The organism is Streptomyces sp. NBC_01077 (assembly GCF_045162855.1).
In the GTDB taxonomy this organism is placed as follows: Bacteria; Actinomycetota; Actinomycetes; order Streptomycetales; family Streptomycetaceae; genus Streptomyces.
In genome coordinates this window covers 9538909-9565097 of sequence record NZ_CP108669.1, presented here as the reverse complement: position 1 = coordinate 9565097, position 26189 = coordinate 9538909, and the positions used below count along the sequence as shown (strand labels likewise).

Below are 26189 nucleotides of genomic sequence, written 5' to 3'. Positions count from 1 at the left end.
ACACAGATTCACCCCGACGAGCTGAAGTCAGTAACGAACCATAATGCCCACGCGTGCCCACGGCATCGCCCATGCCCGCATCACCAGGCAGATCCTCATCCTTGCGGACCGCGCCTACCAGGGCGCCGGAGCCACCGTCCTTGCCCGAGCCAGATGTACCACCCGCCGCATCAGCTCCCTCGCCCAGGCCGTCCACACACGGCTGACCTGCAGCTATTCGGGATGAAAACGCCCCAGTCACACCGGATTCTTTAGAGATCCCGGTACTTAGTACTCAGGAGCTGTCGTGAACCTGGAGACTAGATTTACCGCCACGTGTCCCGCCCGGCCAAGGCGGCTGCACTTTGCGGACTAAACGTCAAAAACATGGAGATACGATGCTACAGGCATTGCAGCTGCTGATCCCGGAGCAGAGCCCGAAGCCGATTTGTGACGGCTACTACACCTGCCACCGGACTGACATCAGCGTCATCGACGATCCCAGCGATGACGACGCGGGCTGATCGCAATTTGAGCATTCCTACTCCTCTCTGCCGACTTGGCAGGGTTTGATTTAATTCCGATGACAGCGGCTCGGCATGTCTGCCGTGCGCGGCTCGTATCGAATGCGTTGATCGGCCTCGGCGCTCTGCCGCTACCCGTTGTCGACAGAGCGCCGAGGCCGTTCAGCAGAGATTCCCCTTGCCCTGCTTGCGCAAGCACCCGTCGGGCGATCGCGACCAGGCAGGCCTGGCGGGCCCCACGGTATGCGACGTGCTCCTTCGGGCCAGAGGACCTCAACTTCGACACCACGTCCGAGTGCGTAGGCGACGAGGTGAGCAGTGGCATCCCGGTCGGTGGAGGGGGAGCCGTCCCATACGGCCAGGATCTTGGCACATTTGCGGATCAGGGTCTCGTCCGCGGCGATGCACGAGTCACGGCTCGACGGGTCGTACTCGAGCAGCCGTGTCTGCTGCGACAGCTTGAGCAGCTCTTCGACCGGCCTGTGGCCCTGGCGTAGCGGGACGGGCAGTCCCGCCTTTGCGGGCAGGACGGTCACCGGTGCCAGGCCCGCGGCTCCCGCGGCTCGTCCGGCGACGACCGGAAGCCCCTGACCGGCTCGGATCACTAGCGTCCCGTCCGCAGCCGCGCAGGCGGTCAAACGGGAAGTCAGCTCGGATTCGAGCATTGCCAACGTGGGCGCGGTGAGGTCGCCATGCCCTACGACGGTGATCATCGTTGTGTAGTCCTTCTCCCAAAATGCGGGTGTTGCTCGGCGGGGCCGCCCGGTCTCGCTGCCTGGAGCATCGGATGAGGCCGCTGCGGATGCTCACCGTCCAGCCACAGGCAAGGTGGAGGCCCTGCGGGGGATGAAGCGCCGCTGTCAGTTCCTTGGGCTTCTTCGTGCAGGCACCGCGTCCGCAGAGGAGCCTCCCTGCGGTCTGGCGGCCGACGGCGTCTTCGGTGCCTCGTCCCGGGCTCGCCTGTCCCGGTGGCCACCCCGTGGAGCCTGGGGTCGGATGACGTCTGGCCGGCGGTCGGCACCCTCACCCTGTGCGCTTGCGTCTGGCTGGTTTCGGGTCGGGGGGCGGATCGTTCAGACGGCGGCAGGCATGTTGGAGGGTGTGACGGGCTTGGAGCAGATGGGCCGCGGTGACGGGTTCTTCATCGGCGCGGATAGCGCGTGCAGCGACTACGGCGGTCTCGGCGATGATCTCACGGACCGTGAAGACCAGATGGGGGACCCAGACCTGGTAGAGCTGTCGGTCGACTGCGGGACCGGGACGGGCATGGGTGCGGTGACGGGCGTGGACGAGCCAGCGTCTGGCTGGGAGGCCGCCTAATACGGGCTGCAGGTACTTCTCGATTGCCAAGATCAATCGCATCTGCCAGAAGCCTGCTTGCTGCCCGCTCAGGCGAATGACGTCGTCCCGGTATGCGATGAGACCGTCGATCAGTACGCCAGACCATTGGCGGAGGTCTTCGGTGCTGGGTGGCACACGCCCATGGCCTCCGGACATTTGGTGGATCGTCCACCACAGTTGGTGGCGTGCAGTCCTCTCTGCTTCGCACCTACCGCCATCGACACATGGAACGTAGGGTTCGGGACCGCTCTGCCGTATAGATTCGGAATCGGACATGCGGGTGGCCATTCGTATCATCCTGTCTAGTGGGCAGAGGAATCTCGATTGGTGACGCCGCGCCATGTGCAGGGAACAGAGTTCCAGCTCTCCCCCATGTCGCCGAAGGAAAGCATGTGATGGCTCGTCGAGCACTTATTTCGGCTACTTCGCTACACGCGAGGCGGATTGCGCTGCAGGCCTGTATCGATTCACGGACTCAAAGCGAAATTTCCGTCACAGACTGTACCGCCGCATCCGGAATGTCTGGGCTCTAGATCATGGACTCCTCGTTTCTCGATGCCGCCGGGCAACCCAACCGGCTTACCCATTTTCCCGTGTGAATCCATAGAAAGGCGTGAGTACCCGGTGCTCATTGCACTCGGGCGGCCGGCTCCGATGTCCTTGGTAGAGGATGGCCACCAGGATCTGGCTGGCGGGAGTGAGGGTGGGTTTGCGGACCATGACGCAGGCGTGGCACGGTCCGCGGCTGGCCACAGCTCGGACCCCCTTGCGGCGCTCTTCCAGCCCGGGGAGCAACGTGTCCGACCTCGCGCGTTGCCGGGGAAGACGCAGGGGCGGTCCGCGGGGTGAACGGTGCAGTTCCAGTCTCAGTGGAAGTGGTGGCGGGTGATCGGCAGGCCGGCGATGATCTCATCGCTGATGCGTATGCCGGTGGGACACTCGCCCGTGTCGAGCTCGGCGTTTACCGTCGGACCGCTGCAACTAAGGGCTCGCAGAGAATAAACTTGCGTGTTTTAGGCCTTGACACAGCAGGTCAGCGCGTTGCTCGTCCGCGTGTTGTTCTTCTGCGAGCCCTTAGGGTCTGCCGATCATTAACCTGCCGCTTTGATCTTGCTGTTGGGGCTGCTGCTTTGGGCGGCCACTCGGGCTCGAAGGGCTGGCAGGGCGGTCGGTGGGATGACGGCCGGCGAGATGATGATGCCCTGTGCTTCAAGCAGTTTCCTGATCTTCAGCAGGGTGCGGTGCATTGCGGTGCGGCTGCTGTTGAACAGAACGGCAAGAGGTTCCGCGGCCAGGTTGACGCGCAGGTGGAGCACGGTGGCCAGGACCTGGTCGGCGAAGGTGAGGCGGGGTGGGCGTCCGCGGCGGGGAAGGCCCTTCGCGGCCAGGGTGTGGATGAGGTTCTGCAGCTGGTGTGGAGTCAGGCCCGTCAGTTCGGGGTCGGACAGCAGCGCCGAGTGCCACGGCGGTGTCGGTGGCCGGCCGTTGCGGGCTGCCGGGACGGCCGGGCTCGGCTGGGGGTGCAGGGCATAGTTCCACTCGCCGTGGAAGGTGTGCCGGGTCAGCGGCAGGGCCGCCATCTCCGCGTCGCCGACACCGACGCCGGTGGGGTAGGTGTTGGTGTCCAGCTCGGCCTTCACCCGCAGTCCGGTGCGGGTGGTGGTCGCGGCGATCGACTCGAGGATGACTTCGTGGCTGGTCAGCGGGCGACCGCGCCAGTTCATCGTGATGTGGGAGAAGAGCCGGTGCTCGATCTTGTTCCACTTCGACGTGCCCGGCGGCAGGTGGCAGACCGTGATGACCAGCCCGGTTTCCGCGGCCAGGCGGGCGAGGTGGAGTTTCCAGGCCCGGGCGCGATAGCCGTTGGACCCGCCCGCATCGGCGGTGATCAGCAGCCGGGAAGCTTGCGGGTAGTCGGCCCGGCCCTGACCGTGCCACCAGCGTCGGATCGACTCCACCGCGAACGCGGCGGTGTCGTGGTCGGTGCCGACATTGACCCAGCCGGTGTTGGCCGCCAGGTCGTAGACGCCATAAGGGATGGCCTTGCCCAGCAGCGGATCGGCGAAGTCGTGGACGCGGACCGGCACCGGTTCGCCTGTGGGCCGCCAGGAACGGCCATGGTTGTGGAAGTCGCCGACCAGCTCTTTCTTCTTGGTGTCCACGCTGATCACCGGCTGGCCGGCATCCTGGTGATCACGTGCCTGCTCGTTGAGATACCGGAACTGGGCATCCCGGTCGGCATGCTGGCTGCCCTCGAGTGTCTTGGCATTGGCCTGCAGCCGGAACCCCTCCTGCCGCAGCAGACCGGCGACGGTGTCCGCACCGACCCGGTGACCCTGACGGGTCAGCTCGGCCGCCAGCGTGCGGGTCGACTTCGTCGTCCACCGCAACGGCGACATCGGATCACCACGTTCGTCCGGCTCGACCAGGCTCAGCAGGGCACCCCGCAGTCCAGGGTCGAGGTCCGCGACGCGTTTGCGTCCGCCGCCCGGCCGCCGCACCCGCCCGGTCAGGAACTGGCCTGTCTCCAGGTCGGACATGCCCTTGCGAACCGTCGTCCCGCTCACCCCGGCCGCCCGGGCCACGGCCCGAATGCCGCCATGGCCCAGTCCTCGGGCCTCCGCGGCCATCAGCAGCCGCCGCTGTCGTTCGTCCAGGTGTGGGAACAACACCGCGAACTTCACGGCAAGTTGATCACGAGTCTCGTCCGGGATGCGCATACGACACCAACGCGCCCGAGCTCTGAAAGCAACACCTTGATGATCGGCAGACCCTTAGGAGGCTCACCCACGCACCCGCAAGTCACGATGAGACCGGCGACGGCCGGGCCGCCCCTCCGCTGAGCAGCTTCGTGGCTCGATGGAATCAGGGAGGTGCGGCAGTCTGCCGACCGTGCACAACAACCAACAGTCCGGTGTCGTCCGAATCTTCCAGTGGGCGCTCAAAGCAGCCCGCTGACATGAGTAGACGTGCTCCATGCGTGAGGCGAGTAGCTCACCCCACTTGAGGCATGGCGTCAGCCGCAGTGCGCTGAGAGTCTCCCGGCGGCTGTGAGTCGAGGCGTGGACAGAGGGGAGAGGCCGCTGCGGCCGCGCTACGGACCATGAGGCCTGTCGGCCTGCACGGCGTCCCCAGGCCGGTCCCTCGCACCTCTGCTCGCGTCGTGTCGAACCGAACTCACTGATGAGTCGTGGGCGTTGACAACGTCGTAGGCAGCGCCGTGTCGGATGAGCCGGCCGGTGCGGAACCTGCCTCACGTCGTGCACGGGCTCCGGCGGAAGCTGCCCACGCGTACCGTGGCGGGACCTGCCCGAACGCCATGGGCCGGGGTAGGCGATCTCCGATCGCTTCCGGCGCAGGGGTGTACGGCAACATCCGCGACCGGCTCATGCTCAGGATCGCTCCTCCGTCGTCGGACACACATCGACCGGCCGGCATCAGGCCAAGGTCGCTCACGCCTGCCCCGACTCCGGCTCCCGTGATCCTTCGAACGAGAGCCGGTACGCAGTCAGGGCACGTCCCATGACACCGTGTACGGCTCGAAGAGGCCACGCACGTTCGCGCCGTCGCCCTCACCGCGAACCCCGGGGGTCGCCGATATGGAACGGTCCCCACTCAGGACGGCAGGAAGGGGCCGTATGGGGGCACGGCAAGCAGAGCGAGAAGCCGTTCCCTCTGCCTGGGCCCGACCCCCTTGATCCGCCGGCGCTCGGAGATGCCCGCTTCCCGCATCAGTCTCGCAGACCTGACCGGCCCGATACCCGGCAGAGCCTCGAGCAGCCGACGGACGCGTATCGGGCCGGCCACGTCGTCCCTGCGCTCCAGCATCGCTTCCAAGCTGGTACGCCCCTGCTCCAGATCGCGAAGGACACCGGCACGTTCACGTCGCAGAGCAACTGCTCTTCGGGACGCCTCAGCCCGTTCGGACTGGGTCATCGGCGGTATCGCCATGCGCGGCCTCTCGATGAGTCGGATGTCTTGGTCAGCCTGCCCTCATACCGCGGCTCATGACAGGGAAAGCAATACTCTTGCGGTCCACCACTCTTCCCTCCGGCAGGTCGCGGCACCATCAGTGCGGACCGCCTTTGCTCGCCCCGCACCATCCCGCACCGCACACTTGCTCGCCACAGCCACCGCGGAGGCGGACCGCATTCCAGCCCTTGCGGGAACGGAGTCCGGCCTTGCGATCCCGCCGTCAAGGGCCGGTACGTAGTAGCGCATGCGGCGGTGTTCTTCCACCCGGCCGAATCGATGGCCGATGGTCACGAAGAGGTCACCCCGGTCCAGGTTCCACTGATCGCCGACACGCGCGCTGGTCACCCCGGGAAGATGCCCCGCCGCTGCCGCGGCGTGGTCGCACGGTCGAGGAGCGGGCCAGTCAGACTGTCCCTGGCTCATCGACAGCCCGGGGCACTCGCTCCGCCCAGCGAAACCTGCACGTCAGTCATCAAGTCCGGCTGGTGTACTGACGCAAGACCGCTCAAGGCGTGAGTCTCGGCCCGTGCATGCAACCCGGCCGCGAATCCGCAGGCTGCCATCAGACGCCCGCTGCTCTGGAACCCCTGCACCTCCCGTGTCGTCCTGAAACAGACGGTCCTGGAGGTAGGCACGATGGCGGTGGGTTCGGCCCTGGTCGAAGGAGCGGATGCAGGGGCGTTTCAAGGTCGCGGTGATCACGTGGACCGGCTGGTCAGGCATTGTCCAGGAGGTCGAGTGGGCGGGTGAAAGACTCGTAGGAGGCGTGGAGCAGAACGACGGCGATGTTCCGGTGCCCGGCGGCGCGGAGGGTGTTGATCGCCAGGTTGCGCTGGGTGGCTATGTTCTCGGGGCCGCGGCCGGTACGGATGTTCGAGGCGTCCTCCCGGAAGGTGGTGTCACGGACGAAGTGCCGGTTCTCGATGGTCCACTGCGACCTGGCGAGCCGGCCGAACCGTTGGGGCGAGGCCTGGTGAGAGGTCAGGTCCGTGATCGCTTACATGATCTGGCGGCTGCCGGTGCCGGTCACAATGTGCGTACGGTGACGCCGGATGCGCACGGCCCTGAGCGGTGTGGGGGGAAGTCCAGGGCGAGGTCGGTGACATTGAGGGCTCTGGTCGCCCGGGTCTCCCCGCGCCGACCATCGCCGATCCCACGGTCGCAGCGGCGTGCGGTGACGTCCTTCCAGTGGCGAGCGCAGCCTGCGGTGACGGTTCGGGCTGGTTGGTCTTGACCACCAGCAGGTAGTGCGCCTTCCTCTCCTCCACCAGGAAACGCGCGTGACTGCGCTGGGCGTGCAGGGCATCCGCCGTGACCGTGACCCCGGTCAGGCCGTAAGGCGACAGCGCGGCGAAGCAGGTGATCTCGTTGGTCTTGTCGGCAACCCATAGCCAGGTGACGGTCCGGCAGTGACCGGTCATCGCGCCCAGCAGGTGAGCACCGGGCGTCTGGCCGTGCCGGAGCCGCGGGCCGTGCCCATCCACGGCCACTGACTCCGATCCTGTGGGATCGGCGCCGGTCACGACAAGCCGAGCACGGAATGCAGGAGCCAGCAGATCTGAGTACTCAGCGTCCTATCAGAAAACATGGGGTTCTCGTCCAGGACGTAGCGGACATGTGGGCCGCCGAAGTAACCGCGGACGATGTGCGGCTGACGCTGGCGTCTGCGGAAGAAGCGGCGGGTCTCCGCGGCGAGTTCGGCCTGGTCCCGGGCTCGGTGCTGCTTGGGCAGGCTGTGCTTGAGATCGGCGTTGACCAGCTCGTCAGGGTTCAGCTCGGGCGAGTACGGGGGCAGAAAGTGCAGTTCGACGTCGTCGGGGTGGGCGGCGAGCCGGTCCAGGAAGCGGCACATCACCTCAGCGGTGAAGCTCTCGGTGAAGACCATGAAGTGCATCCGGCCCTTGGTGCTGATCGCCGACATCGCGTTCACCGAGAACCGGTTGCCGGTCCGCCGCACGACGGGGGTCTTCCCCTTCTCGCCCCAGGTACGGCCGGTGACCTGGTCGGAGCGGATGCCGACCTGGTCGGCGAACAGGACCTCGCCGCCGTCCTTCCCCGCCTTCGCCCGGATCGCCGGCCAGGTCTCCTGATGCCGGCGGCGCACGGCCTGCGGGTCCTGCTCGACGGCCCGCTTGTCCGGGCGCTGGAAGGACAGTCCCCACCGCTTCAGGTACTTGCCCAGCCCCACCTCCGTCAGCCGCACCCGGTACAGCTTCGCGATCAGCTCGCCCACCAACCGCCGCGTCCACAGCTGACCGGAAAGCCCCACGTCGCAGGGCCGGTGATCGAGGACCGCCTGCCGCACCGCGGCCTGCTCGGCCTCCCCGAGCACCTGATGCACCCCGACCGGCTTGCCTCGCGGGCGCATGACCAGCGCCTCCCGGCCACCGGCCTGCCACTTCGCCCACCAGGTGTCGACCGCCTTCAGCGACACCCCGAACACCGCCGCCACGTCCTCACGGTCCCGCCCCGCCACCAACGCGGCCACCGCCCGCAGCCGCAGGGCCTCCTGCGCCGACGGCGACAGATGCCGCGCGTCCCCCACCAGATCGCTCACACCCCACCAACGACCCAGAACCCAAACCGTTTCGGATCAATAGAGGGGAGGGTATTGATTACCCTAGTAATCCTCCCGGCGATTCATCTATCCTCCCAAGCAGCCGGGATGGATGGATTAAACCCAAACTCCACCATCCTGACTTACCAGGAATAGACCTCGAACCGCGTATCAGGGAACCGTAGAGCTATTGCGGTCTCTTTCTTCGCCACAGGCGTCGCGACCCACGAGCGAATTCGGATTCGACGACGATAGGAAGCTCGATGATCAAGCGCACAGCAGCCGCCGCGGGCGCCGCTCTCGCTCTCTTGCTCGCTGGCGCCGGCGCCAGCAGTGCCGCCGGCGCTGACGACACCCTCAGCTCGGCTGGCACGAGCAGCGTCGCAGGACACTCGTTTGATGGGAAATGTGATCTCAGAGAGTTTTGCATCTACGACGCATACGTAGTCGACACGTCCAACTACCCGCCTGTAGCGGACTTCCGAACCAACGAAAACGACTATATAAGTGCAGGGGTTTATTACTGGAACACTGCGGTCAGCGTTCAGAACACGGCGTCATCCACCCGCAATCGGAATGTGCAACCGGTTCGAGCCTATGAAAACCCTAATGAAAGCGGCGCCTCTCTATACCACTCCCCGATCGGGAATTTCTGCGGCAGCGGGAAGACAGAGGCTGACAGTTGCGACTCATACAGGGTTCTCGTTAATTTCAACAACAAAATCTCCTCGCATGCATTCGTAGGGCCTCACCGGGCGCAGTGAGTCTTTCCGGCTGGCGGTGTCGACCGCGAGCTGGACAGTCCTGCGCAGCGACGAAGCTCCCGGCAGACGGGTCCTCGACCGAGACCACCCGTGTCCGCCGGGGGCTTCACGAGTTTGTCCACCCATCCTCAGCCGATCTATCCAGCCGCGCCTTGCGGTTCCTGACCGGACAGCCGGGCGACAGGCGATCGGGACGCAATGGCGGCGCCTTCCCACCGCACGTCAGGCCTTGCTCTCCGGGCCACCTTGCGGTGCGGTGACACCTATGCGCCGGCTCGCTGCCGGATTCGGCATCGGGCCGCGACCGTGACCGTGACCGTCAAAGAGTCCGCGATGGAACCACCCCCGAGTACTCCTCCGTCTCGCCCGCCAGCGCATCAGCGTCCTGTTTGCCATGCTCCGCGACGGCACCTTCTACGAATCCCGAACCCCCGGCATCTCCCTCGCCGCATGAACACCACCAACCACCATCGGTGACCACTCCGAAGATCCTTGGTGAACCTTTTCATTCTGAATACCCGCAGTTCAGGAGGGTGGGGATGGCTCTTGTGATCTGGTGGCGCGGTTAGTGGGACGTCGCGCTCACCGGAGGACCTGCCAGGTTTCGAGCTGGGCGAGGCGCGTTCACCGGGTGCCCGCAAGCGGGCGTGATCACGGTTGAACTACTGGCAGTGCTCTGGTTGTTCGCGGTGGCGGGAGGGAGGGGGACGGCTACGCCGGCGCCCTGGTAGGCCCGGTCTGCGAGACTCAGGATCTGGCGGGTGAGGCGGGCCAGGATGATGCCGCGGGGTCTGGCTGCGGTCACGTCGTGGGTCCAGCCGGCAGGGCCTTTGGGAACCACAGCGGTGTCCCACCCCCACGCGCGATGACCTGCACGTTCATCCCATGGCGATGGTTTTACATCGAGTAGTATGGCTCGTCCGCGTAGCTGCGGTCGTTGGGGACGAGGGTGGGGTCGACGATGACGAAGCCGCCCTCACCCGGGCCGACGAGGGCCTTGTGGAAGCCCGGCGCCCATGCGGCCAGGCCCTCGACGGTCTCGTCAACGTACCGCCAGGCCATTGCGGTGGAGACATCGAAACCGGCCGCGAACCGTGGAAACATCTCATTCTCAAAGTACTGCCGCAGCTGTCTCCGGGCACTCACGCACCCGGCGCTGCCACGGTCCAACACCCGTCGCTCCACCTCCGACCTGAGGTGTTGCGACGCCCAGTTGAATCCACCCAGTACACCAGCCATGAACTCACCACCCTGGCAACACCGTTCGGCATCCGGCCGTCCGTCGGCTGCACCGGCCAGCTCTGGGACAACACGTCGGCAGAATCATTCTTCTCCTCCTGAAGAATGAGGTGGACGGCAACCACCCCTGGCGCAGCAGGGCTGCCTACACACGCAATACTCGAGTAGTTCGAGAACCGGGTAAAGCCTGCACCGGCTCCACAACGGTCCCGGCCACCTCAGTTACGCCGAATACGAGACCGCCTCGGCGGCCTGATCGGCACACCGATGGTGCACGTCAAAGCAGAGCAGGCTCTGAGAGGGTGTTCGGTACTGCTTTAGGCTGTCGCGGGGGGTTTCGGGCGGAGGTATTGCCCGGTTTTGTTCGGGCTGGCGGTCAACCGGTTGGCCATGGAGTTCACCATGGACCAGTGGATCATTGACCGGGACCGGGTCGGCAAGGCTTCGTAGTCGCGGTGCAGGCGGCGGTACCGGCTCATGATCCCGAAAGTCTGCTCCACACGCCATCGGACTTTCTGGACCACGAAGCCCTTCTGCTCCGCATCACGTGAGACGACTTCCACATCGATGCCAAGGTCCGAGGCGTGCGCGATCATTTTTGCCTTGTATCCGGCGTCCACCCAGGCTTTCGTCACGGTGGGCAACTTTGTGGCGAGTTCGTCGGCGGCGAGTTTGCCGCCGTTGGTGTCCTGCACGCCGGCGGCGGTGACGATCAGGACCAGGAGGAGCCCGAGGGTGTCAGTGGCGATGTGCCGCTTACGGCCCTTGACCCTCTTGCCTCCGTCGTATCCCTGCGTGGCCTCCGGTGCGTTCGGTGATGCCTTCACCGTCTGGGCGTCGATCACTGCGGCTGTGGGCAGGATCCGGCGGCCCTTCTTCTTCCGTAACTGTTCACGGAGCGTGTCGTGGATCTCCTCTGTAGTGCCGTCCGCCTCCCACGCCTGGAAGTAGCCGTAGACCGTCGTGTGAGGCGGCAGATCATGAGGCAGATACCGCCACGCGATCCCTGTTCGGGCGACATAGAGGATCGCATTGACGACCTCACGCAGGTCGGTAGTGGGTTCCCGGCCCTCGACCCGAGCAGCCCGCCACTGCAGAAGCAGCGGCTCGACCAGTTCCCACTGGTCGTCCTTCAAGTCCGAGGGATACGCACGTCGTTCGGTCACCACATAGTCAATACAGCCCCGAAGCGCTACCCGCTACGAGATCATGAAGACACGTCCATCTCGCCTCAGCGTAGATCGGGCGGATAGGGGGATACCGCTACCGAACACCCTCTGAGGTCGCCTCGTGCGGGTAGTGACCTGAGTCAGAGATTCGGTGGCAGTAGGCGGCGACTTTGTCGAGGATCTCGTCGGCGCTCTTGGTCCAGACGAAGGGTCTGGGTTGGTTGTTCCAGTCGGCCAGCCATGACCGGATGTCGCGTTCGAGGGCCGGGACGGAGCGGTGGACGCCACGCTTGAGCTTCTTCTGTGTGAGCTCGGCGAACCATCGCTCGACCAGGTTCAGCCATGACGCGCTCGTGGGTGTGAAGTGCAGGTGGAACCGCGGGTGTGCCAGAAGCCACTTCTTGATGTCGGGTGTCTTGTGGGTCGCGTAGTTGTCCAGGATGAGATGAATCTGCAGGTCGTCCGGGACTTCCTTGTCGGGCTTGGCCAGGAACTTCTTGAACTCGATGGCCCGGTGGCGGCGGTGAAGTGATCCGATGACCTTGCCGGTCGCGGCTTCGAGGGCGGCGAAGAGGGTGGTGGTGCCGGCGCGGATGTAGTCGTGACTGCGTCGTTCGGGGACGCCGGGCATCATCGGCAGGACGGGCTGGGACCGGTCCAGGGCCTGGATCTGCGACTTCTCGTCCACGCAGAGGACCAGGGCCTTCTCCGGCGGGTCGGGGTAGAGGCCGACGACGTCGCGGACCTTGTCGATGAAGAACGGGTCGGTCGACAGCTTGAAGGTCTGGGACCGGTGGGGTGCCAGCGCGAACGCCCGCCAGATCCTTGAGACTGTCGACTGCGACATGCCCGTCGCCGCCGCCATCGACCTCGTCGACCAGTGTGTTGCGTTCTTCGGTGTCTCCTCGAGCGTCCTGATGATCACCCGTTCCACGTCCGCGTCGGTGATCTTCCGCGGGACACCCGGCCTGGGCTCGTCACACAGGCCGTCCAGACCGTTCTCCAAGAAGCGCCGCCGCCAGGTGCGGACCGTGTCCGGAGCGATCCGCAGCCGGCGGGACACGTCCATGATCGAGTGGCCGTCCGCACACTCCAACACGACCCGCGCCGACGCACCCAGCCCTCCAACACAACCCGCTGGGCATCAGTCACTGACAACGGCGGAATCTTCGAACCCGGACGACTCATACCCAAACTAACGACAAACCTCTGACTCAGGTCAGTAGAGTACCGGGCACTCACCCGGAAATAGACGATTTTGTGGTCCTCTGGGGCTGACACGGCAGGCATCCCCAATGTGTCCCACGCAGGGGCCTAGGACAGGCCCCTGCAGCCAGCAGCGGCAACCAAGCCAGCTGCGAACAGCATGCGGCCGCACCGTTGAGCACGACGTAACCCGTCCCACGCAGCCGCCCGCCCCCGCACCGGAGACACCGGTGCGGGTTCGCCGCTCGACGCACTCTCGACAACGTCGTCCGCAGCTGCGGCCGACGCACGTCCGGAGACGCCGCTGCAGCAGATACCTGGACCCACGAGTACGCCCACTCTCAAATGGTGGACATGAGCGGCGGGGCGTAGAACGGGAGCATGGCGGCCGGCATCCGGCTTCCAACGGTCCGAGGAGGAATCATGGCTCAGCAGCAGTCTGCCGTATCCCCGCTCAGCGTCGAGATGCAGAACGCCATCGAAGCGTGCATGTCCTGCCACACCGTGTGTGAAGAGTCCCTGAGCGCCTGCATGTCCACGGACGGCCATGCCCAGACGCAGATCATGCGTGCGCTCATGGACTGCTCCGAGCTGACCCGCATGTGCGCTGACATGATGATGCGGCGCTCACCCATGACAGCCGAGATGTGCACTCTGTGTTCCAAAGCCTGCGAGATGTGCGCGGAGGCCTGTATGTCCATGCCCGACGATGCCCTACTGATGCGCTGCGCCGAGGCGTGTCGCAGCTGCGCCGAGATGTGCCGCTCGATGGCCGATGCGATGTAGCAGACAGCATGCGAAGGCTGGGGCTCCGGCAGGGTGCCCCAGCCTTCGGGGCGTGCCTCCCGCCGCGCTGCAGATTTCCGTCAGCAAGCGAGCGATCTCCGAATGGAACCGTCCGGCATTCCGGAAGAGCTCTGCGGTGTCCGCTGCTGCCCGGTGCTCCGGGCTCCGTACCCGCCCGATTTCCGCAGACGGCCGTGGACGGCCTGCCTTCTCTGAGATCACGAATGGTGGTCGTCGAGGGCGAAGTGGAGTAGTCGAAGCCCATCCGGCTGCGGGGTGGCCCGCCCGGCCGAGATCATCCTGCCTTGGGCAGATGCCTTCACCACCGCCTGGCGGCGCCTCACTGGTCTTCCGGCCATCACCTGATCGTCGGCCCGGCCCGGCGAAGACAAGAGACGAGAACAGTCAGCACCCTCGGCCCGTAAAACCCGGTGACACCGCAGCATCACACGACAACCCGCCGCGGGCCGGCAGGGGGTATCGAGCGTGTTGCCGGAGAGCGGAGTCGTCCTGTGGGCGACGGGACCGTGAGGGATCAATGGTCCTGCTGCGATTTAGCGCAGTGGCTGGACCCGCACACCGGCATGGTGGTGGAAGGAGGGTCTGAATCTTCATGAGCGAGAAGTTCGTCACGGATCCGCGCATCGACCTCAAGAGGCGGCTGGCCGTCGTCAACGCCTCTTTGAGCAGAGGTCTCGAGTGGGACAGTCTGGAGATTCCAGCGCGAATTGAGTCACTCGACTGGGCCGAAGGCGTACTGAACGTCATTCGTGAGGCCGGCCTGGACCTTGTGGACCTGAATCCGGAGAACCCCCACTCCTCAGAGCGCACCAGGCGCCTCACCGACGTATGGGCTATGTCTCTGCACACCTTGTCCACCGCCGTCGAGAAGAGAAACGGCCTCCGCTATGCCTCCGATGTCCAGCGGATCATCGACGACGTGTCCAGCAGCTCCAGAGCGCTCGCAGGCATTGTGGACTGTTGCACCTCCTGGTTGAAAGCCGAGCACGAGGCCGGCCGCCTGAAGCTCGACCGAAAGGGCCTCAACCAGAACGCCGAGGCAAGGCTGCAAGCCGTAGTCGACGCCCTGGACAACACCGTCCGCCAAACGACCGAACTCTATGAAGCAGCGGAAGCGGCGCGAACCGAGCTGTCCCCGTTCGCCTCCAAAGAAATCTTCTGACCCGGCCGCTCCGTCCTACCACCGGTGCCCGCGCGCCGGTGCACCGCTCGCCGATTCGCTGACGGGCTCGGCCGACGGCCGCCCTGGAGCGGAACGGCAGTGCCTACTGGAGCCATCGGCGCGAGAACCCGCTCCCGCTCGGGACGGCTGAAGCGGAACCTCGACCACGACGGTCTCGGCCACGTGGAGATCTACCACGTCGACCAGGAGCCAGGTCCCGAGCAGCAGTTCCACTCAAACGTCTCCCAGCGGTCCATCACGGTCCGCCATGTCTGGGGCGACCTCGTCGATGCCTACGCCCACTACGTTCCCGCAGCCGGCATCGGAGCCTCAACACGCCGGCGGCCGTAGGTGCTGCCGGAATCCTCGAATGCCTTCAATCTCTGCAAGCATTCCCACGGTGCATCGGGCACACCTTCCGGCTGTTGAACCGGACCTGCCCGAAGTTGCGCGCGAAGCCGACGGCCGCTGGACCTGGCTGATCTTCACGGTTTTCACCCAGCTCCGGCTCGCCTGCCCGCTGGCGGCCGATCTTCGGCCGTGGGAGAAGCCGACCCCGCCCGGCAGGCTCGCCCCGCCCGAGTCCGTCGCGGTCTCCGGTCCTCCGCCCGAAGGCGACCTGTCCCGCCAAAGCACCGAAGCCCTCCCGCCCCGGCCCTGGAGGACCGCCCGGACACATGAGCGTCCGGCCCACCCCACGCCACTGCGTCCGCACAGTCCGCACATCAGACGCCGCGAAACTGAAAGCGAGGAAGCCCCTCCTCGCCTACGCCGCACAGGTTGAAGATCAAGCTGGAGGCGCCAAGGCGGACATGCACCGCCGCTTCGCCACGGGATCGCAGCGCACCTCGGCGCCAGCGTGTCAGGTATTTGCCCGGTCACTATCCTGGAGGCACAAGGCCAGGGTGTTCCGGAGGCTCGGGAGCGCCGCACAGGAGGCTTTCATGGCTGTTCACGAACGTGCAACGACGCGATGGCCACTGACAGGCCGGGACGAAGAGCTGCGACAGTTTGCGCAGGTGTGGGCGGACCGGCGCTGTCGCGGTGTGGCGATCTTCGGGCCGCCCGGGGTGGGTAAGTCGCGACTGGCTGAGGAGTGCATAGCCAGGGCGGGCAAGGCTGACTTCAAAACGGGGCGGGCGACGGCTACCGCAGCGGCAGGTACCGTGCCGTTGGGCGCGATCGCTCACTTGCTGCCGGCCGATGTCGACATGGCTGAGCCAGTGGAAGCCTTCAAGGCAGTCGTCAACGCCCTGGCCGGGCCACAGCGCTCCCGGTGGGCATTCCTGATAGACGATCTGCAACTCCTGGACGCGGCATCGGCCATGTTGCTTCAGCAGCTGACCGATGCCGGAGTGGTCCGGGTCGTTGGCACCGTCCGCACCGGAGAACCAGTGAGCGAAGCGGTGCAGACACTCACCAGCGGGGAGGCAGTACACCGCATCGATCTCTCGGAATTCGACCCACAGCAGACGGAAGCGGTGCTCGGCGCAGCTTTGGGCGGCAGGATCCGACGGCACACCCTGCACCGGCTCCGCGCTGTCTGCGGGGGCAACGCACTGTTTCTATGGGAGCTGGTGAGCGGTGCGCTGAAGGCCGGAACCCTGCGCATGGACAAGGGCGCCTGGGAACTGGCTGGGGACCGAGTGCAGGGCACGCCCAAGCTTGCCGAGCTCATCAGCACCCGGCTCCAGGAAGCCGATCCGAATGCCCGTCCGGTGCTTGAGCTGCTGGCACTGACTGAGCCGTTGCCGCTGGCCGATGCACAGGCGAAGGCCTCCACGGCGATTCTGATGCAGTTGGAGAAGACAGGGCTGATCCGGGTCACCACCGACCGGCGCCGATTTGCAGTGCAGTTTTCGCACCCGCTGTACGGCGAGGTCCTGCGTGATCAAATACCCCGTGTGCGCCGCCGGTCTCTGCAGGTGGAAGAGGCTCAGCGGGTGAAGAGTCACGGTATCCGGCGCCGCGGCGATCCCCTGAATCTGGCAGTCTTGCAGTTGGCCAGTGAGGGCACTGCCGCGCCGGACCTCCTCATCCGAGCCGCCAGCCTGGCCCGCCATGCCCATGACTACAGGCAGGTCATCAATCTACTGCAGGCCCTGCCACCCGAACAGCACACACACGCAACACACCTGCTTCTCGGCGAAGCGCATTCCAGTCTGAAGCAATTCGACGAGGCGGAAATCCATTTCCTTCGCTCCTATGAATCTGCTGCTACCGACGATGAAATTGTGCGCAGCGCTCAAGAATGGAACATGAATTTTCAGATGCAGGGCCGCATGAAAGAGGCCCTGGATGTTCTCATGCGCGCCCAGGAGAGAGTCGGAGAGGGGCACGGAAGGGGAACGCTCCAGGTCAATGAGGGGATCCATCGCTGTGCGGCAGGAGAGCCGGTCCCGGGTTTGCGACTACTCGAAGCGGTGGACGAATTGGAGAAGGATATTGCGAACCCGCAAGTCCTTGATGCGTGGCTTTATGGTTCTCTCATGCGGGCGACGTACAGTGCCCTTGCCGGAAAGAGTCTCTTCGCGCTTGGTGTCGCCGATCACGCCCATGCGGTGCATACCGAGCTGGAGCGGGAATCACAGTTTCAGCAGCCCATCTTCCAGCGTGTTCCCTTGATAATTGCACTGAGTGAGCTGGGGAGGTTCACGGAAGCACGATCGGTAGGTCGGGAAGTAATCACTCACGGATTGTCCGAGCACCTTCCGGTGACGTATCTGTGGGGTCTGTTCTTCACCGCACGCAGCGAATTCTTCGCCGGGCGTATAAGGGAGGCTCGCGACCTCTATGACGAGGCTTCCAGGGAGGCCCATAAGCAGAACGACATGTTCGGCACCCGGCTGATCGACTCCGGTTTTGCCGCGGCTGCTGCGATGCTCGGTGACCTGCCGGCCGCCGAAGCCGTTCTTGCTGAGAGTCAGCAGCATCCGGCCTCTGGAATACTCGTGGGAGAGGATTCCCTGGGGGACGTCTGGGTCCAGGCTGCCCAAGGCCATCTGGGACAGGCCCGGAAACTGCTGTTCAAGGCGGCTGCGGCGGCCCAAGATGCGGGGTACGCCACCTCCGAGGCCCTTCTCCTGACCGAAGCCGCCCGCCTCGGCGGTGCTCCCGACGTCGTGACGCGGTTGTCGCAACTGGCCGATGCCTGCGACGGGAACCTCGCCGCAGCGCGCGCCCACCTGGCGGTGGCATTCGCTGATGGTGCCCCCGAGCTGCTCGAGGAGGTTGCCGGCGAACTACAGGAGACCGGAGCAGACCTCCTCGCCGCCGAGGCATTCAATACAGCCGCCGTGGCCTGGCGGCGGCGCGGAGGAACCCGGCACGCCACAGCCGCCGAGCAGCGTGGCAAAGCCTGCGCGGACCGCTGCCAAGGAGTCCGCACCGAGCTGCTTGCCCGGGCTGAGAGCACGGCAGTACTCACGCGCCGCGAGCAGGAGGTCGCCCACCTGGCTGCGAGAGACATGTCCAGCAGGGATATCGCTACCAGCCTCCACCTGTCAGTGCGCACAGTGGACAACCACCTGCAGCACGCCTACACCAAACTTGGTGTCACAAACCGACGTGAACTTGCTCAGACACTCAGCCAGGCGGATGCACCCTAAAAGGAGCTGCCCCATGACCTTGCCCGGCTTCGCCCGGCCCAGCGCGAGGCGTGAAGGGCTCGCCGGCTGCCGGCGCTCCTGATCCGGACTGGCGTGAGGCCCGGGACCAGCTGGAGATGACTGACCGCTCTGATCAACGGCCCCGGCTGCGATGCGCTCTTCCACGATGACGTGATCCGCATCCCGCCCCGGCACTCGGTCTGTCCCTGGTGCGCGGTCGTGCCCGACTGGAAACGGCCCAGATGGGAGAAAGGGATCTGTGCACCGTCCACGATCAGCGGTGCCAGGAGACGCGGGCCACTGAAGCAGGAAAGAGCGACTTCGTGCACGCTGCCGAGCCGTTGAAGGCGACCCGGATGACGGAGGAGCGACGCTGCCACGTCCGCCCTGAACGGCCTTCCCGCACCAACGAGTTGGAGCTGCGTCCGGCGCCGCAACCGCTGGAAGGCAGAGACGCAGCGCCACGGCCAGGTGCCGGCGGCGACCTGTGGGCGGTCGACCAGGACACCTGCCCGGCTACGGCTCCTGTCATCTGCGGGCCTGCCGTGCTCTGGCCGCATCTGCGCTGGGGCTGTGCACGGACGGTCCACTCCGGCAGCACCCGGCTGGCGAACCGGGCCGGGCGGCGCTGCCGGAGAACGGCCGGGCCTTCTTGTCCGCCCGGGTCAGCGAGCGCCGCTTGCGGCGGGTGACACCACGGATGTCGCGTTCCCGCATCACCCGGGCGATGCGCTTGTGGTTCGCCCGCCGGCCCAGACGTCTCAGTTCGGCGTGGATCCGGGACGCCGTAGGTTTTACGGGAGGCGATGGATAAGCACGGTGATCCTGTGCGAGCTCGTCCCGCTTCGCTTAGCCCTCCCGCCCTGGCCCTTCGCAATGTGGAACAGAGAAGCGATTGCTCATCGCCATCATGGAGTACGAAGTGCTCTTCGCGTTGGGCTGGCTTCACGAGAAAGTGGCGAAGCAGAAGCACTCCACTCCTTCCCCGGTGTCGAAGAATGCCCGATCACCCCTCGCGTCAGGCTCGACAGCCCGCCCCCTCGGCACTTGCCATGACCAGCGCATCCGGCCAAGCACCGTCAGGCCTGGAGAGATCACCGAGAGGGCTCCAATCCACACGTCGCCTGGAGGGCCGGCGTCCGTCGGCCGAATCTCCAGCCACGACGCCGGCTCGCCTGCAGAAGACCGTCCGGCTCCGCGCCCGGACAGGAATCACGGCTGGAGCGCCTGGGGCGGCAGCACCTGTCGGCCACCGTGAACCCGGACACGACGCGAAGGGCCGACGCCCCGTAGTGAGAACCTGCGCGTCCAGCCTCGCTCTGCCGCGTCTCCTGCTCGCACGAAAAGCCGCTTACACGCTTCGGCATTCCAATCCGACTGCCCCAGGAGAAGGGCCTCGCATCTGCAGAGGGGGCCGTTCCATGACCTCCGGAACCCTCAGGACAATTGCGAGTTTGAGCTCCCGCATGCCTGACGCGAACTATTGGTCCTATCACGTGAAGTCCCCTTCGGTACCACAGGGGTCGCCTTGACCCCAACCCGCCCGCTCGCCCCGGAAAGACCTGCCGGTCACCTCCTTCCGCGATGCGAAACAGTGGAGTGTTTACTCATCATGATCGTGGAGTACGGAATGATCTTCGCCCTGCATTGCTCCTTCGAGTTGAAGCCTGAGGGGCGACAGTCGAAGGCGCGTAGCGGGCAGACTGCCGGGCGATTGAGCGAGACATTCCAGCTCGCTCGTCAGGGAGCCTGTTGGGATCGCGGTGGCCGGTCCGCGCAGCAGGTCGAGCAGGGCGCCCGCACCAGTGCGGCAGTGAACTTGCGCCGCACAGCCGGGTAGCCGCACTCCTCGAACGGGGCTGCGGCCGGCAGCAGGTAAACCACCACCCGGGCGGAGATCCTCCGGCAGCCGTTGCTGAACGGCACCGGTCTCGGCGAGGGCCACACCGGCCATCTCAAGCGGGTGGATCTGGGCGAGCTCCCCAAGGTGCCCGTGGGCGAACAGGCCATTGGCTACCGTGATCACGCGTGATGACACACTGACCGGACAGCAGAGCCTCCGGTGCTGTGAACGGTTGACTTGGCCGGCTGCCAGTTCTATCGGGGCTCCGCTTCCCGTCCGAAGTTCAGCAGACCAGAGTGCACTTGCCAGCGCTCCCGGAGTCATCACCTGACGGCCTTGACCTATCGCCCGCTCTCATCGTCACCGACCGATGGTTCGCGCAGCAGTCGGCCTCGGTCAGGTGAAGGAACACGTACCGGCCGAAAGAGCTGATGTGATCGAACTGTAGCGGTGATTGGGCTTGTTCCGCTTTGACGGACACGTTTGGTGTGGTGGTCAGGCTGCGAGGGCGGTCTCGTATTCGGCGGGGCTGCGGTAGCCGAGGCTGCTGTGGAGCCGGTGCAAGTTGTACCAGCTCTCGGTCCACTCGAATATCGCGGTGTGGGCTGCGGCCCGGCTGGGCCATGGCCGGCTGTCGCCGAGCTCGTTCTTGAGGGTGGAGAAGAACGATTCGGCGAGGGCGTTGTCCCAGCATTGGCCAGTGCGTCCGACTGAAAGCCTGATGCCGAAATCTGTTGCCAGGGTGGCGAGTTCACTGCTGGTGTATTGGCAGCCGCGGTCGGACTGGAAGATCACCGGGCTGGCCGGGCGGCGGGTTCGGCAGGCGGCCGTGAGGGCGTCGGCGACGAGTTCGGTCCGCAGGTGGTCGGCGGTGGCCCAGCCGACGACGCGGCGGGAGGCGATGTCGATGACGGTGGCGAGGTAGAGCCAGCCCTCGTCGGTGGCGATGTAGGTGATGTCCCCGCACCAGCGGGTGTCGATCGCGGCGGGGTCGGGCTGGAAGTCGCGAAGCACCAGGTCAGGCCGGGTCACCGTGTGCGGGTCGGGAACGGTGGTGCGGTGGCGGCGCCTGCGGTGCCGGCCGGTCAGGCCGGCCTGTCGCATCAGACGGGCGACCCGGCGCCGCCCGCAGCCGGCTCCTTCACGCTGAAGGACAGCGTGGACGCGCGGGGCGCCATAGGTGCCGCGGGACTGCTGGTGGACGGCTGTGATCTGTTCGGTCAGCTCGGCGTCTCTCACCGAACGGGGGCCGGGGGTGCCGTTGCGGCGGGCGTAGTAGGCGGTCCGGGAGACCTTGAGGAGTTCACACGTCCGTTTGACGGTGTGACCTGCTGTTTTCTCCGCCTCGGTGAACGGGTCCACGTTCACCGGGTCTCCGTCGCGAAGAAAGCCGTCGCACGCTTGAGGATGTCGACGTCCTCGCGCAAGCGGCGGTTCTCCCGCCGCAGAGCCGCCAGTTCCTCGCGTTCGCTGCTGGTCAGGCCGTCACGTTCACCGGCGTCGACCTGGGCCTGGCGGACCCAGTCGCGGACCGCGGTCTCGGTCAGGTCGAAGTCCTTGGCGACCTGACCGACCGAGCGGTCACCCCGCCGGCGACAGCTCGACGATCTCGGCCTTGAACTCCCACGTGAACGAGCGCCGAGGACGCGCCTTCTTCTTCCCCATGCTCTCCATGATGAACATCATCCTTCCGGGGCCCAAGCCCCTGATCTCCGATGTCCGTCAAAGCGGATCAAGCCCAGATGCCGGGCCACGGAACCTCGACCGGCACCAGCCCCGACACCAACGGTTTCACCCAGGACAGCGACACAGGGAGCGACGGCGACCAGTGACTAGCACACGTGGTCGTCACCAGCCTGTACGACCCCATCGCCGACGTGGTGATCAGCGAGCTGCACGACCGGGATGTCCCGGTCGTGCAGCTCGACTGGCCGACAGGCCTCCCCTCATGAGTTCCCTCGCTGTGGCGGGCAGGCGGCGCTGTTCGACATGTGCGTCGGCGGGCTGAGGTGTGCGGGGCGTCGTGTCCCGGACGGCCTCCGGCAGGTCAGCGCCCGCCCCGTCCCGGCGGGGCCCTGGGCGGCTCGGCCAGGCCGTTCCTTCAATACGGCTGTACTAGAAGGTGAGCTTCCAGCTGTTGATGTAGCCGGTGTCGAGGCGGGCCTTGTCCTGGACGCGGAGTTTCCAGGCGCCGTTGGCGACCTCGGAGGAGGCGTTGACGGTGTAGGTCTGGACGATGTTGTCGGCGCTGCCGCCGGTACGGTTGTGCAGGTTGTAGACCGAGCCGTCGGGGGCGATGAGGTCGACGACGAGGTCACCGCGCCAGGTGTGGACGATGTTCACACCGACGGAGAGGTTGCTCGGGGCGTTGCCGGTGACGCCCGTGACGTTGACCGTCGAGGTCACCGCGGCGCCGTTGTCCGGGATGGACACGTCGGCGGTGTTCTCGAAGACCTTGCCCGGCTGCGGCTCGCCGCCACCCGGGCGGGAACCGACGGCGATGGCGGCCCAGGCGTTCTCGACCGCGAGCACCTCGGGGCTGCCGGCGCCGTACAGCTCGGTGGCCACCGCGACGGTGCCCGTGCGGGCCCCGGCGTAGTTGGTGTTCGAGCTGAACTTGGTGGTGAGCGCCTTGAACCAGATCAGCGAGGCCTTGTCCCGGCCGATGCCGGTGACGGGCAGGCCGTCGGAGGTCGGCGAGTCGTAGTTCACGCCGTTGACGGTCTTGGCGCCGCTGCCCTCGGAGAGCAGGTAGTACCAGTGGTTCGCCGGGCCCGAGGAGTAGTGGACGTCGATGCCGCCGAGGCCCGAGTACCACGCGTCCTTGGACGAGCCGTCCTTGCTCGGCTTGTCCATGTAGCGCAGCGGGGTGCCGTTGCCGCGGATGTCGATCTTCTCGCCGACCAGGTAGTCGCCCGGGTCGTTGGCGTTGTTGGCGTAGAACTCGACGGCCGCCGCGAAGATGTCCGAGGTGGCCTCGTTGAGGCCGCCGGACTCGCCGCTGTAGACCAGGCCGGCGGTGTTGGAGGTGACGCCGTGCGTCATCTCGTGCGCGGCCACGTCGATGGAGGTGAGCGGCTTGGTGTTGCCCGCGCCGTCGCCGTACGTCATGCAGAAGCAGGAGTCCGACCAGAAGGCGTTGACGTACGCGTTGCCGTAGTGGACCCGGGAGTACGCGCCGACGCCGTCACCGCGGATACCGGTGCGGCCGTGCACGTTCTTGTAGTAGTCCCAGGTGAGCGCGGCGCCGTAGTGCGCGTCCGCGCCAGCGGTCTCCCTGTTGGAGGGGAGACCGTTGCCCCAGGTGTCGGTGGTGTTGCCGAACAGTGTGCCGGTGCCGAATGAACCGCCGTTGAGGTTGTACGTCCTGTGGTTGCCGCGGCCGGTGTCGGTCAGCGTGTACGAGGGCGCGGTGCCGAGCGTCACCTGGCCGCTGTACTGCGTGTTGCCGGTGCCGGTCTCGATGGCCTGCCACTCGAAGAGCTTCGCGCCGGTCTTCGCGTCCGTCACGACGTGCAGCTCGTTCGGGGTGCCGTCGTGCTGGAGGCCGCCGACGACGGTCTCGTACGCGAGGACGGGGGTGCCGTTGGCGGCCCAGACGACCTTGCGCGGGGCGCGGTCGGCCTTGGCCTTGTCCGAGCCGTCCGCCTGGGCGAGGCCGACGGCCTGCTTCTCGGCGGCGGCCGGGGCCACGGTGGCGGAGGTGGAGATGTTCTTCAGCTCCGCGCGGGTGGACTTGGTGACACCGGTGGTCGCGCCGGCCTTGGTCTCGGCGACGATCAGGTCGCCGCCCAGGACGGGCAGTCCGGCGTAGGTGCGCTCGTAACGCGTGTGGGTCGTGCCGTCGCGGTCCTGCACGACGTCACGGACGACCAGCTTCTCCTGGGCGCCGAGGCCGAGTTCCTTGGCCGTGGCGGCCTTGCCGGCGTCGGCCGCCTTGATGAGCGCGGTGCGCTCGGCGGGGGTGAGGTCGGCCGGGAGCTTGCCGGGGTTGGCCTGGCCGCCGGCTTGGGCCTTGGGCGCCGCGGTCCAGGAGGTGTTCGCCGCAGTGGCGGAGCCGGTCTGCACGCCGGCGGCGAGCATGGCGGCGGCAGCGATCAGAGCGCCGGTCGCGGTGGCACGACGGCTGGATATGGATCTCACGCGAACTCCTTTTGCGAGGGGGGTACCGGCCGACCGGACGGGGCTCGGCCGGGTGGCGCATGCAAAAGCAGTGGAGCGATCGAACGTTGGTGCGTTCGACATGCGAGATGCGGAGTAGACGAAGGGTGACAGCCGAGTACAGCCCCTGTCAGGACCGCGTCAACGACTTGGCTTGAAATCGCCCATCGCGCGGGGGTGTTGCGTCGCACGTACGACAGGTCCACCGCAGTGTGCCGACCTTGGCGGGATACACCGCCGGCGGCGTGGACTGGCGGTTCGGCTGCAGGGCCGACACTGAAGGGCATCTTTTCAGCGCACATGTGCAGCAGGAGCAACCGATGCAGACCGGCCGGGTGCTCGCCACGTACGTGCCGGCGCAGTCTTCGTACTCTCCGGTGCGCTCGGGCTCCTACCCCTCCAAGACCGCGCCATATGTGATGAGGTGTTCGTAGCAGCAGATGGTCACGGCAAGGCCGCGGAAGGCGGCCAGGCAGTCAGCGGGGCGGCACGCGTAGCGCGTGCTAGACCTCGGTATCCGGTCGCCCATGAGGCATCTCATGTATCGCTGCCGGGTCAAGGTTAGGCGCTCATGCGACCAGTGCGAAGTTGCCGGTGAAACTCGCTCAGGGTCGTAAAAGGGTGTGGTCTTGCAGGCAGTCGCAGAACGGCCGCAGAGTCCTGCTGAAGAGGCTACGCAGGGTGGGGTGTGGCGTTCACCTCCCTCTCGGCAGCGGTGCAGTGGGCCCGTGATGCCTGGGGCGGAAGGGCGGCGAAGGCCCACATGTAGCCAACCGGCGGCCAGTCTGCGGTTCTCGCCCCTGCGGGCGACCACGGCGTGACTCCCGCCGGAGGCGCGGTGCACCGGTGCAATGTCGGCCTTGAAGGTCTTGGTGAAGGCAGACGTGTGCAGTCGTCGCCTGCCTCGGCCGGCCCCTCACCAGCGATCTACGCAGCCCCGGGAGAAACCCCTCACACCGGACCGGCTCACCCCGGACGCGTCTGCCGCGGCTATCAGCGCTTCCTCAGGATCCTGGGCACTCCCGCGAAACCGCAGAATGCCACCCGGACCGGCCGCACCACCAGCCCCCCGCACCCCTCCACTCCGCCGACAAAAACCGCCACAAAAAGTCCCCCGGGCCGGAGGGCCGAGGGGAAACCTTGAACGCAAGCTTATGTGTCACGAGAGGACGCCGTTGCGCGGGCTCCCCGAGCACACCAGTACGCTATCGGGGATCCACATCGAACCGGTCAGCCCCCCTTGCCCACCCAGTCCCCGCCCACAGCCGCCTGCGCGGGCAGCGCTCCGAGCAGGCCAAGGGCAACGGATGCGACTCCTGCCAGCAGGCCGAGCCGGTAACGGCGTCCCTTGAACTTCGTTGACATGTAATTCCTCCGTGCTCGGGCTGACCTTCAAACGTGTTCAGTCTCCGGATGCGGTCCTGCGAGCAACCAGAGCAGTCACCACTCATGCGTGGCGCCATGACACGACTGGTGCCGACCGGCAAGACTCCGCACCCAGCCGGGGAGAGCTCTCCTGCGCCCCATCGGGGAAAGGCGCGGGCGAGTAACGGGCCGCCGGCCACGGTGAACGCGGCCGGCTGCGGTCAGGGTGTTCCTCGAGGCAGCGGCGGACCGTCGCGGCGGCCGGGTTCCTCCTCGCCCGGAGCGATGGGGCCGACGACAGCAAGGTGGTTCACAACCCGCCGGGCCAGAGCAGACCCGCTCGGCGGACCCTCTACACGCCAGGGCTGGCAGACCGCGGACGCCGCGGCCCCAGAGCCTCCGCGCAGGTCTTGTGCGACGGCACACCCTCCTCGTCTCGAAGGTTCGTGGCGACCGAGCAATACCGGCACGGTCGCTTCTCAGACGCCC

14 protein-coding genes and 6 pseudogenes are annotated in these 26189 nt (G+C 66.3%); 9 read left to right on the top strand and 11 right to left on the bottom strand.

All coding sequences use genetic code 11. The features are described from left to right. Nucleotides 1-55: 55 nt before the first annotated feature. Both OG462_RS42945 and OG462_RS42940 read left to right on the top strand, forming a co-directional pair. A pseudogene (locus OG462_RS42945) lies at nt 56-226 on the top strand (IS5/IS1182 family transposase); the annotation flags it as partial. Between the two features lie 151 nt (nt 227-377). Beyond that, nucleotides 378-503: a hypothetical protein gene (locus tag OG462_RS42940; RefSeq protein ID WP_406053924.1), complete on the top strand. Its 126-nt coding sequence runs from the start codon at nt 378-380 to the stop codon at nt 501-503. Between the two features lie 1023 nt (nt 504-1526). On the opposite strand, the gene OG462_RS42935 is transcribed toward OG462_RS42940, so the two are convergent. From OG462_RS42935 to OG462_RS42920, 4 genes are all read right to left on the bottom strand, one after another. Beyond that, nucleotides 1527-1979, bottom strand: coding sequence for a hypothetical protein (locus OG462_RS42935; RefSeq protein ID WP_406053926.1), 453 nt, complete (start codon nt 1977-1979; stop codon nt 1527-1529). 956 nt (nt 1980-2935) lie between these two features. Beyond that, complete coding sequence (locus OG462_RS42930) at nt 2936-4564, bottom strand: ISAzo13 family transposase (RefSeq protein ID WP_406053500.1); 1629 nt, start codon at nt 4562-4564, stop codon at nt 2936-2938. Between the two features lie 895 nt (nt 4565-5459). Continuing rightward, on the bottom strand, nt 5460-5780 hold the full coding sequence (gene mihF / locus OG462_RS42925; RefSeq protein ID WP_406066238.1) for an integration host factor, actinobacterial type: 321 nt from the start codon (nt 5778-5780) through the stop codon (nt 5460-5462). A 1558-nt stretch (nt 5781-7338) separates the two neighbouring features. Then, nucleotides 7339-8316, bottom strand: a complete 978-nt coding sequence (locus OG462_RS42920) for an IS630 family transposase (protein ID WP_406066907.1) — start codon at nt 8314-8316, stop codon at nt 7339-7341. A 976-nt stretch (nt 8317-9292) separates the two neighbouring features. Here OG462_RS42920 and OG462_RS42915 point away from each other — a divergent pair. Both OG462_RS42915 and OG462_RS42910 read left to right on the top strand, forming a co-directional pair. Next, nucleotides 9293-9438: pseudogene (locus tag OG462_RS42915) on the top strand (IS5/IS1182 family transposase); the annotation flags it as partial. Between the two features lie 16 nt (nt 9439-9454). Continuing rightward, nucleotides 9455-9594, top strand: a pseudogene (locus tag OG462_RS42910) (IS110 family transposase); the annotation flags it as partial. Between the two features lie 51 nt (nt 9595-9645). Here OG462_RS42910 and OG462_RS42905 read toward each other — a convergent pair. From OG462_RS42905 to OG462_RS42895, 3 genes and pseudogenes are all read right to left on the bottom strand, one after another. Then, nucleotides 9646-10253 (bottom strand): annotated as a pseudogene (locus OG462_RS42905) (transposase family protein); the annotation flags it as partial. A gap of 443 nt (nt 10254-10696) precedes the next feature. Beyond that, nucleotides 10697-11545 carry an IS5 family transposase gene (locus OG462_RS42900; RefSeq protein WP_406066313.1) on the bottom strand — a complete coding sequence of 283 codons (849 nt, stop codon included), beginning with the start codon at nt 11543-11545 and terminating at the stop codon, nt 10697-10699. A 97-nt stretch (nt 11546-11642) separates the two neighbouring features. Further along, nucleotides 11643-12736 (bottom strand): annotated as a pseudogene (locus tag OG462_RS42895) (IS630 family transposase). Between the two features lie 441 nt (nt 12737-13177). Between OG462_RS42895 and OG462_RS42890 the strand changes: the two are divergent. The 5 genes and pseudogenes from OG462_RS42890 to OG462_RS42870 all read left to right on the top strand — a co-directional run bounded on the left by OG462_RS42890 (nt 13178) and on the right by OG462_RS42870 (nt 18331). After that, on the top strand, nt 13178-13540 hold the full coding sequence (locus OG462_RS42890; protein WP_406053930.1) for a four-helix bundle copper-binding protein: 363 nt from the start codon (nt 13178-13180) through the stop codon (nt 13538-13540). 613 nt (nt 13541-14153) lie between these two features. Next, nucleotides 14154-14723 carry a hypothetical protein gene (locus OG462_RS42885; RefSeq protein ID WP_406053932.1) on the top strand — a complete coding sequence of 190 codons (570 nt, stop codon included), beginning with the start codon at nt 14154-14156 and terminating at the stop codon, nt 14721-14723. Between the two features lie 99 nt (nt 14724-14822). Next, nucleotides 14823-15074, top strand: a complete 252-nt coding sequence (locus OG462_RS42880; protein ID WP_406053934.1) for a hypothetical protein — start codon at nt 14823-14825, stop codon at nt 15072-15074. A 53-nt stretch (nt 15075-15127) separates the two neighbouring features. Next, nucleotides 15128-15478 (top strand): annotated as a pseudogene (locus OG462_RS42875) (transposase); the annotation flags it as partial. A gap of 189 nt (nt 15479-15667) precedes the next feature. After that, nucleotides 15668-18331: a LuxR C-terminal-related transcriptional regulator gene (locus OG462_RS42870; protein ID WP_406053936.1), complete on the top strand. Its 2664-nt coding sequence runs from the start codon at nt 15668-15670 to the stop codon at nt 18329-18331. A gap of 528 nt (nt 18332-18859) precedes the next feature. On the opposite strand, the gene OG462_RS42865 is transcribed toward OG462_RS42870, so the two are convergent. From OG462_RS42865 to OG462_RS42850, 4 genes are all read right to left on the bottom strand, one after another. After that, nucleotides 18860-19108, bottom strand: a complete 249-nt coding sequence (locus tag OG462_RS42865; protein WP_406066315.1) for an IS3 family transposase — start codon at nt 19106-19108, stop codon at nt 18860-18862. A gap of 1561 nt (nt 19109-20669) precedes the next feature. Continuing rightward, nucleotides 20670-21542 (bottom strand): IS3 family transposase, encoded by an 873-nt coding sequence (locus OG462_RS42860; RefSeq protein ID WP_406053522.1) that lies wholly within the window; start codon nt 21540-21542, stop codon nt 20670-20672. Beyond that, nucleotides 21539-21721 (bottom strand): hypothetical protein, encoded by a 183-nt coding sequence (locus OG462_RS42855; protein ID WP_406066311.1) that lies wholly within the window; start codon nt 21719-21721, stop codon nt 21539-21541. The genes OG462_RS42860 and OG462_RS42855 overlap by 4 nt, the downstream gene beginning before the upstream one ends. 568 nt (nt 21722-22289) lie before the next feature. After that, a complete protein-coding gene (locus OG462_RS42850) occupies nt 22290-24317 on the bottom strand; it encodes a M4 family metallopeptidase (protein ID WP_406053940.1) in 2028 nt (675 codons plus the stop codon). Nucleotides 24318-26189 lie beyond the last annotated feature (1872 nt).

Excerpts from the sequence above, each read along its gene's own strand:
- OG462_RS42870 (WP_406053936.1), top strand. The coding sequence starts at position 15,668 with ATGGCTGTTCACGAACGTGCAACGACGCGATGGCCACTGACAGGCCGG.
- OG462_RS42890 (WP_406053930.1), top strand. The coding sequence starts at position 13,178 with ATGGCTCAGCAGCAGTCTGCCGTATCCCCGCTCAGCGTCGAGATGCAG.
- mihF (WP_406066238.1), bottom strand. The coding sequence starts at position 5,780 with ATGACCCAGTCCGAACGGGCTGAGGCGTCCCGAAGAGCAGTTGCTCTG.
- OG462_RS42930 (WP_406053500.1), bottom strand. The coding sequence starts at position 4,564 with ATGCGCATCCCGGACGAGACTCGTGATCAACTTGCCGTGAAGTTCGCG.
- OG462_RS42885 (WP_406053932.1), top strand. The coding sequence starts at position 14,154 with ATGAGCGAGAAGTTCGTCACGGATCCGCGCATCGACCTCAAGAGGCGG.
- OG462_RS42940 (WP_406053924.1), top strand. The coding sequence starts at position 378 with ATGCTACAGGCATTGCAGCTGCTGATCCCGGAGCAGAGCCCGAAGCCG.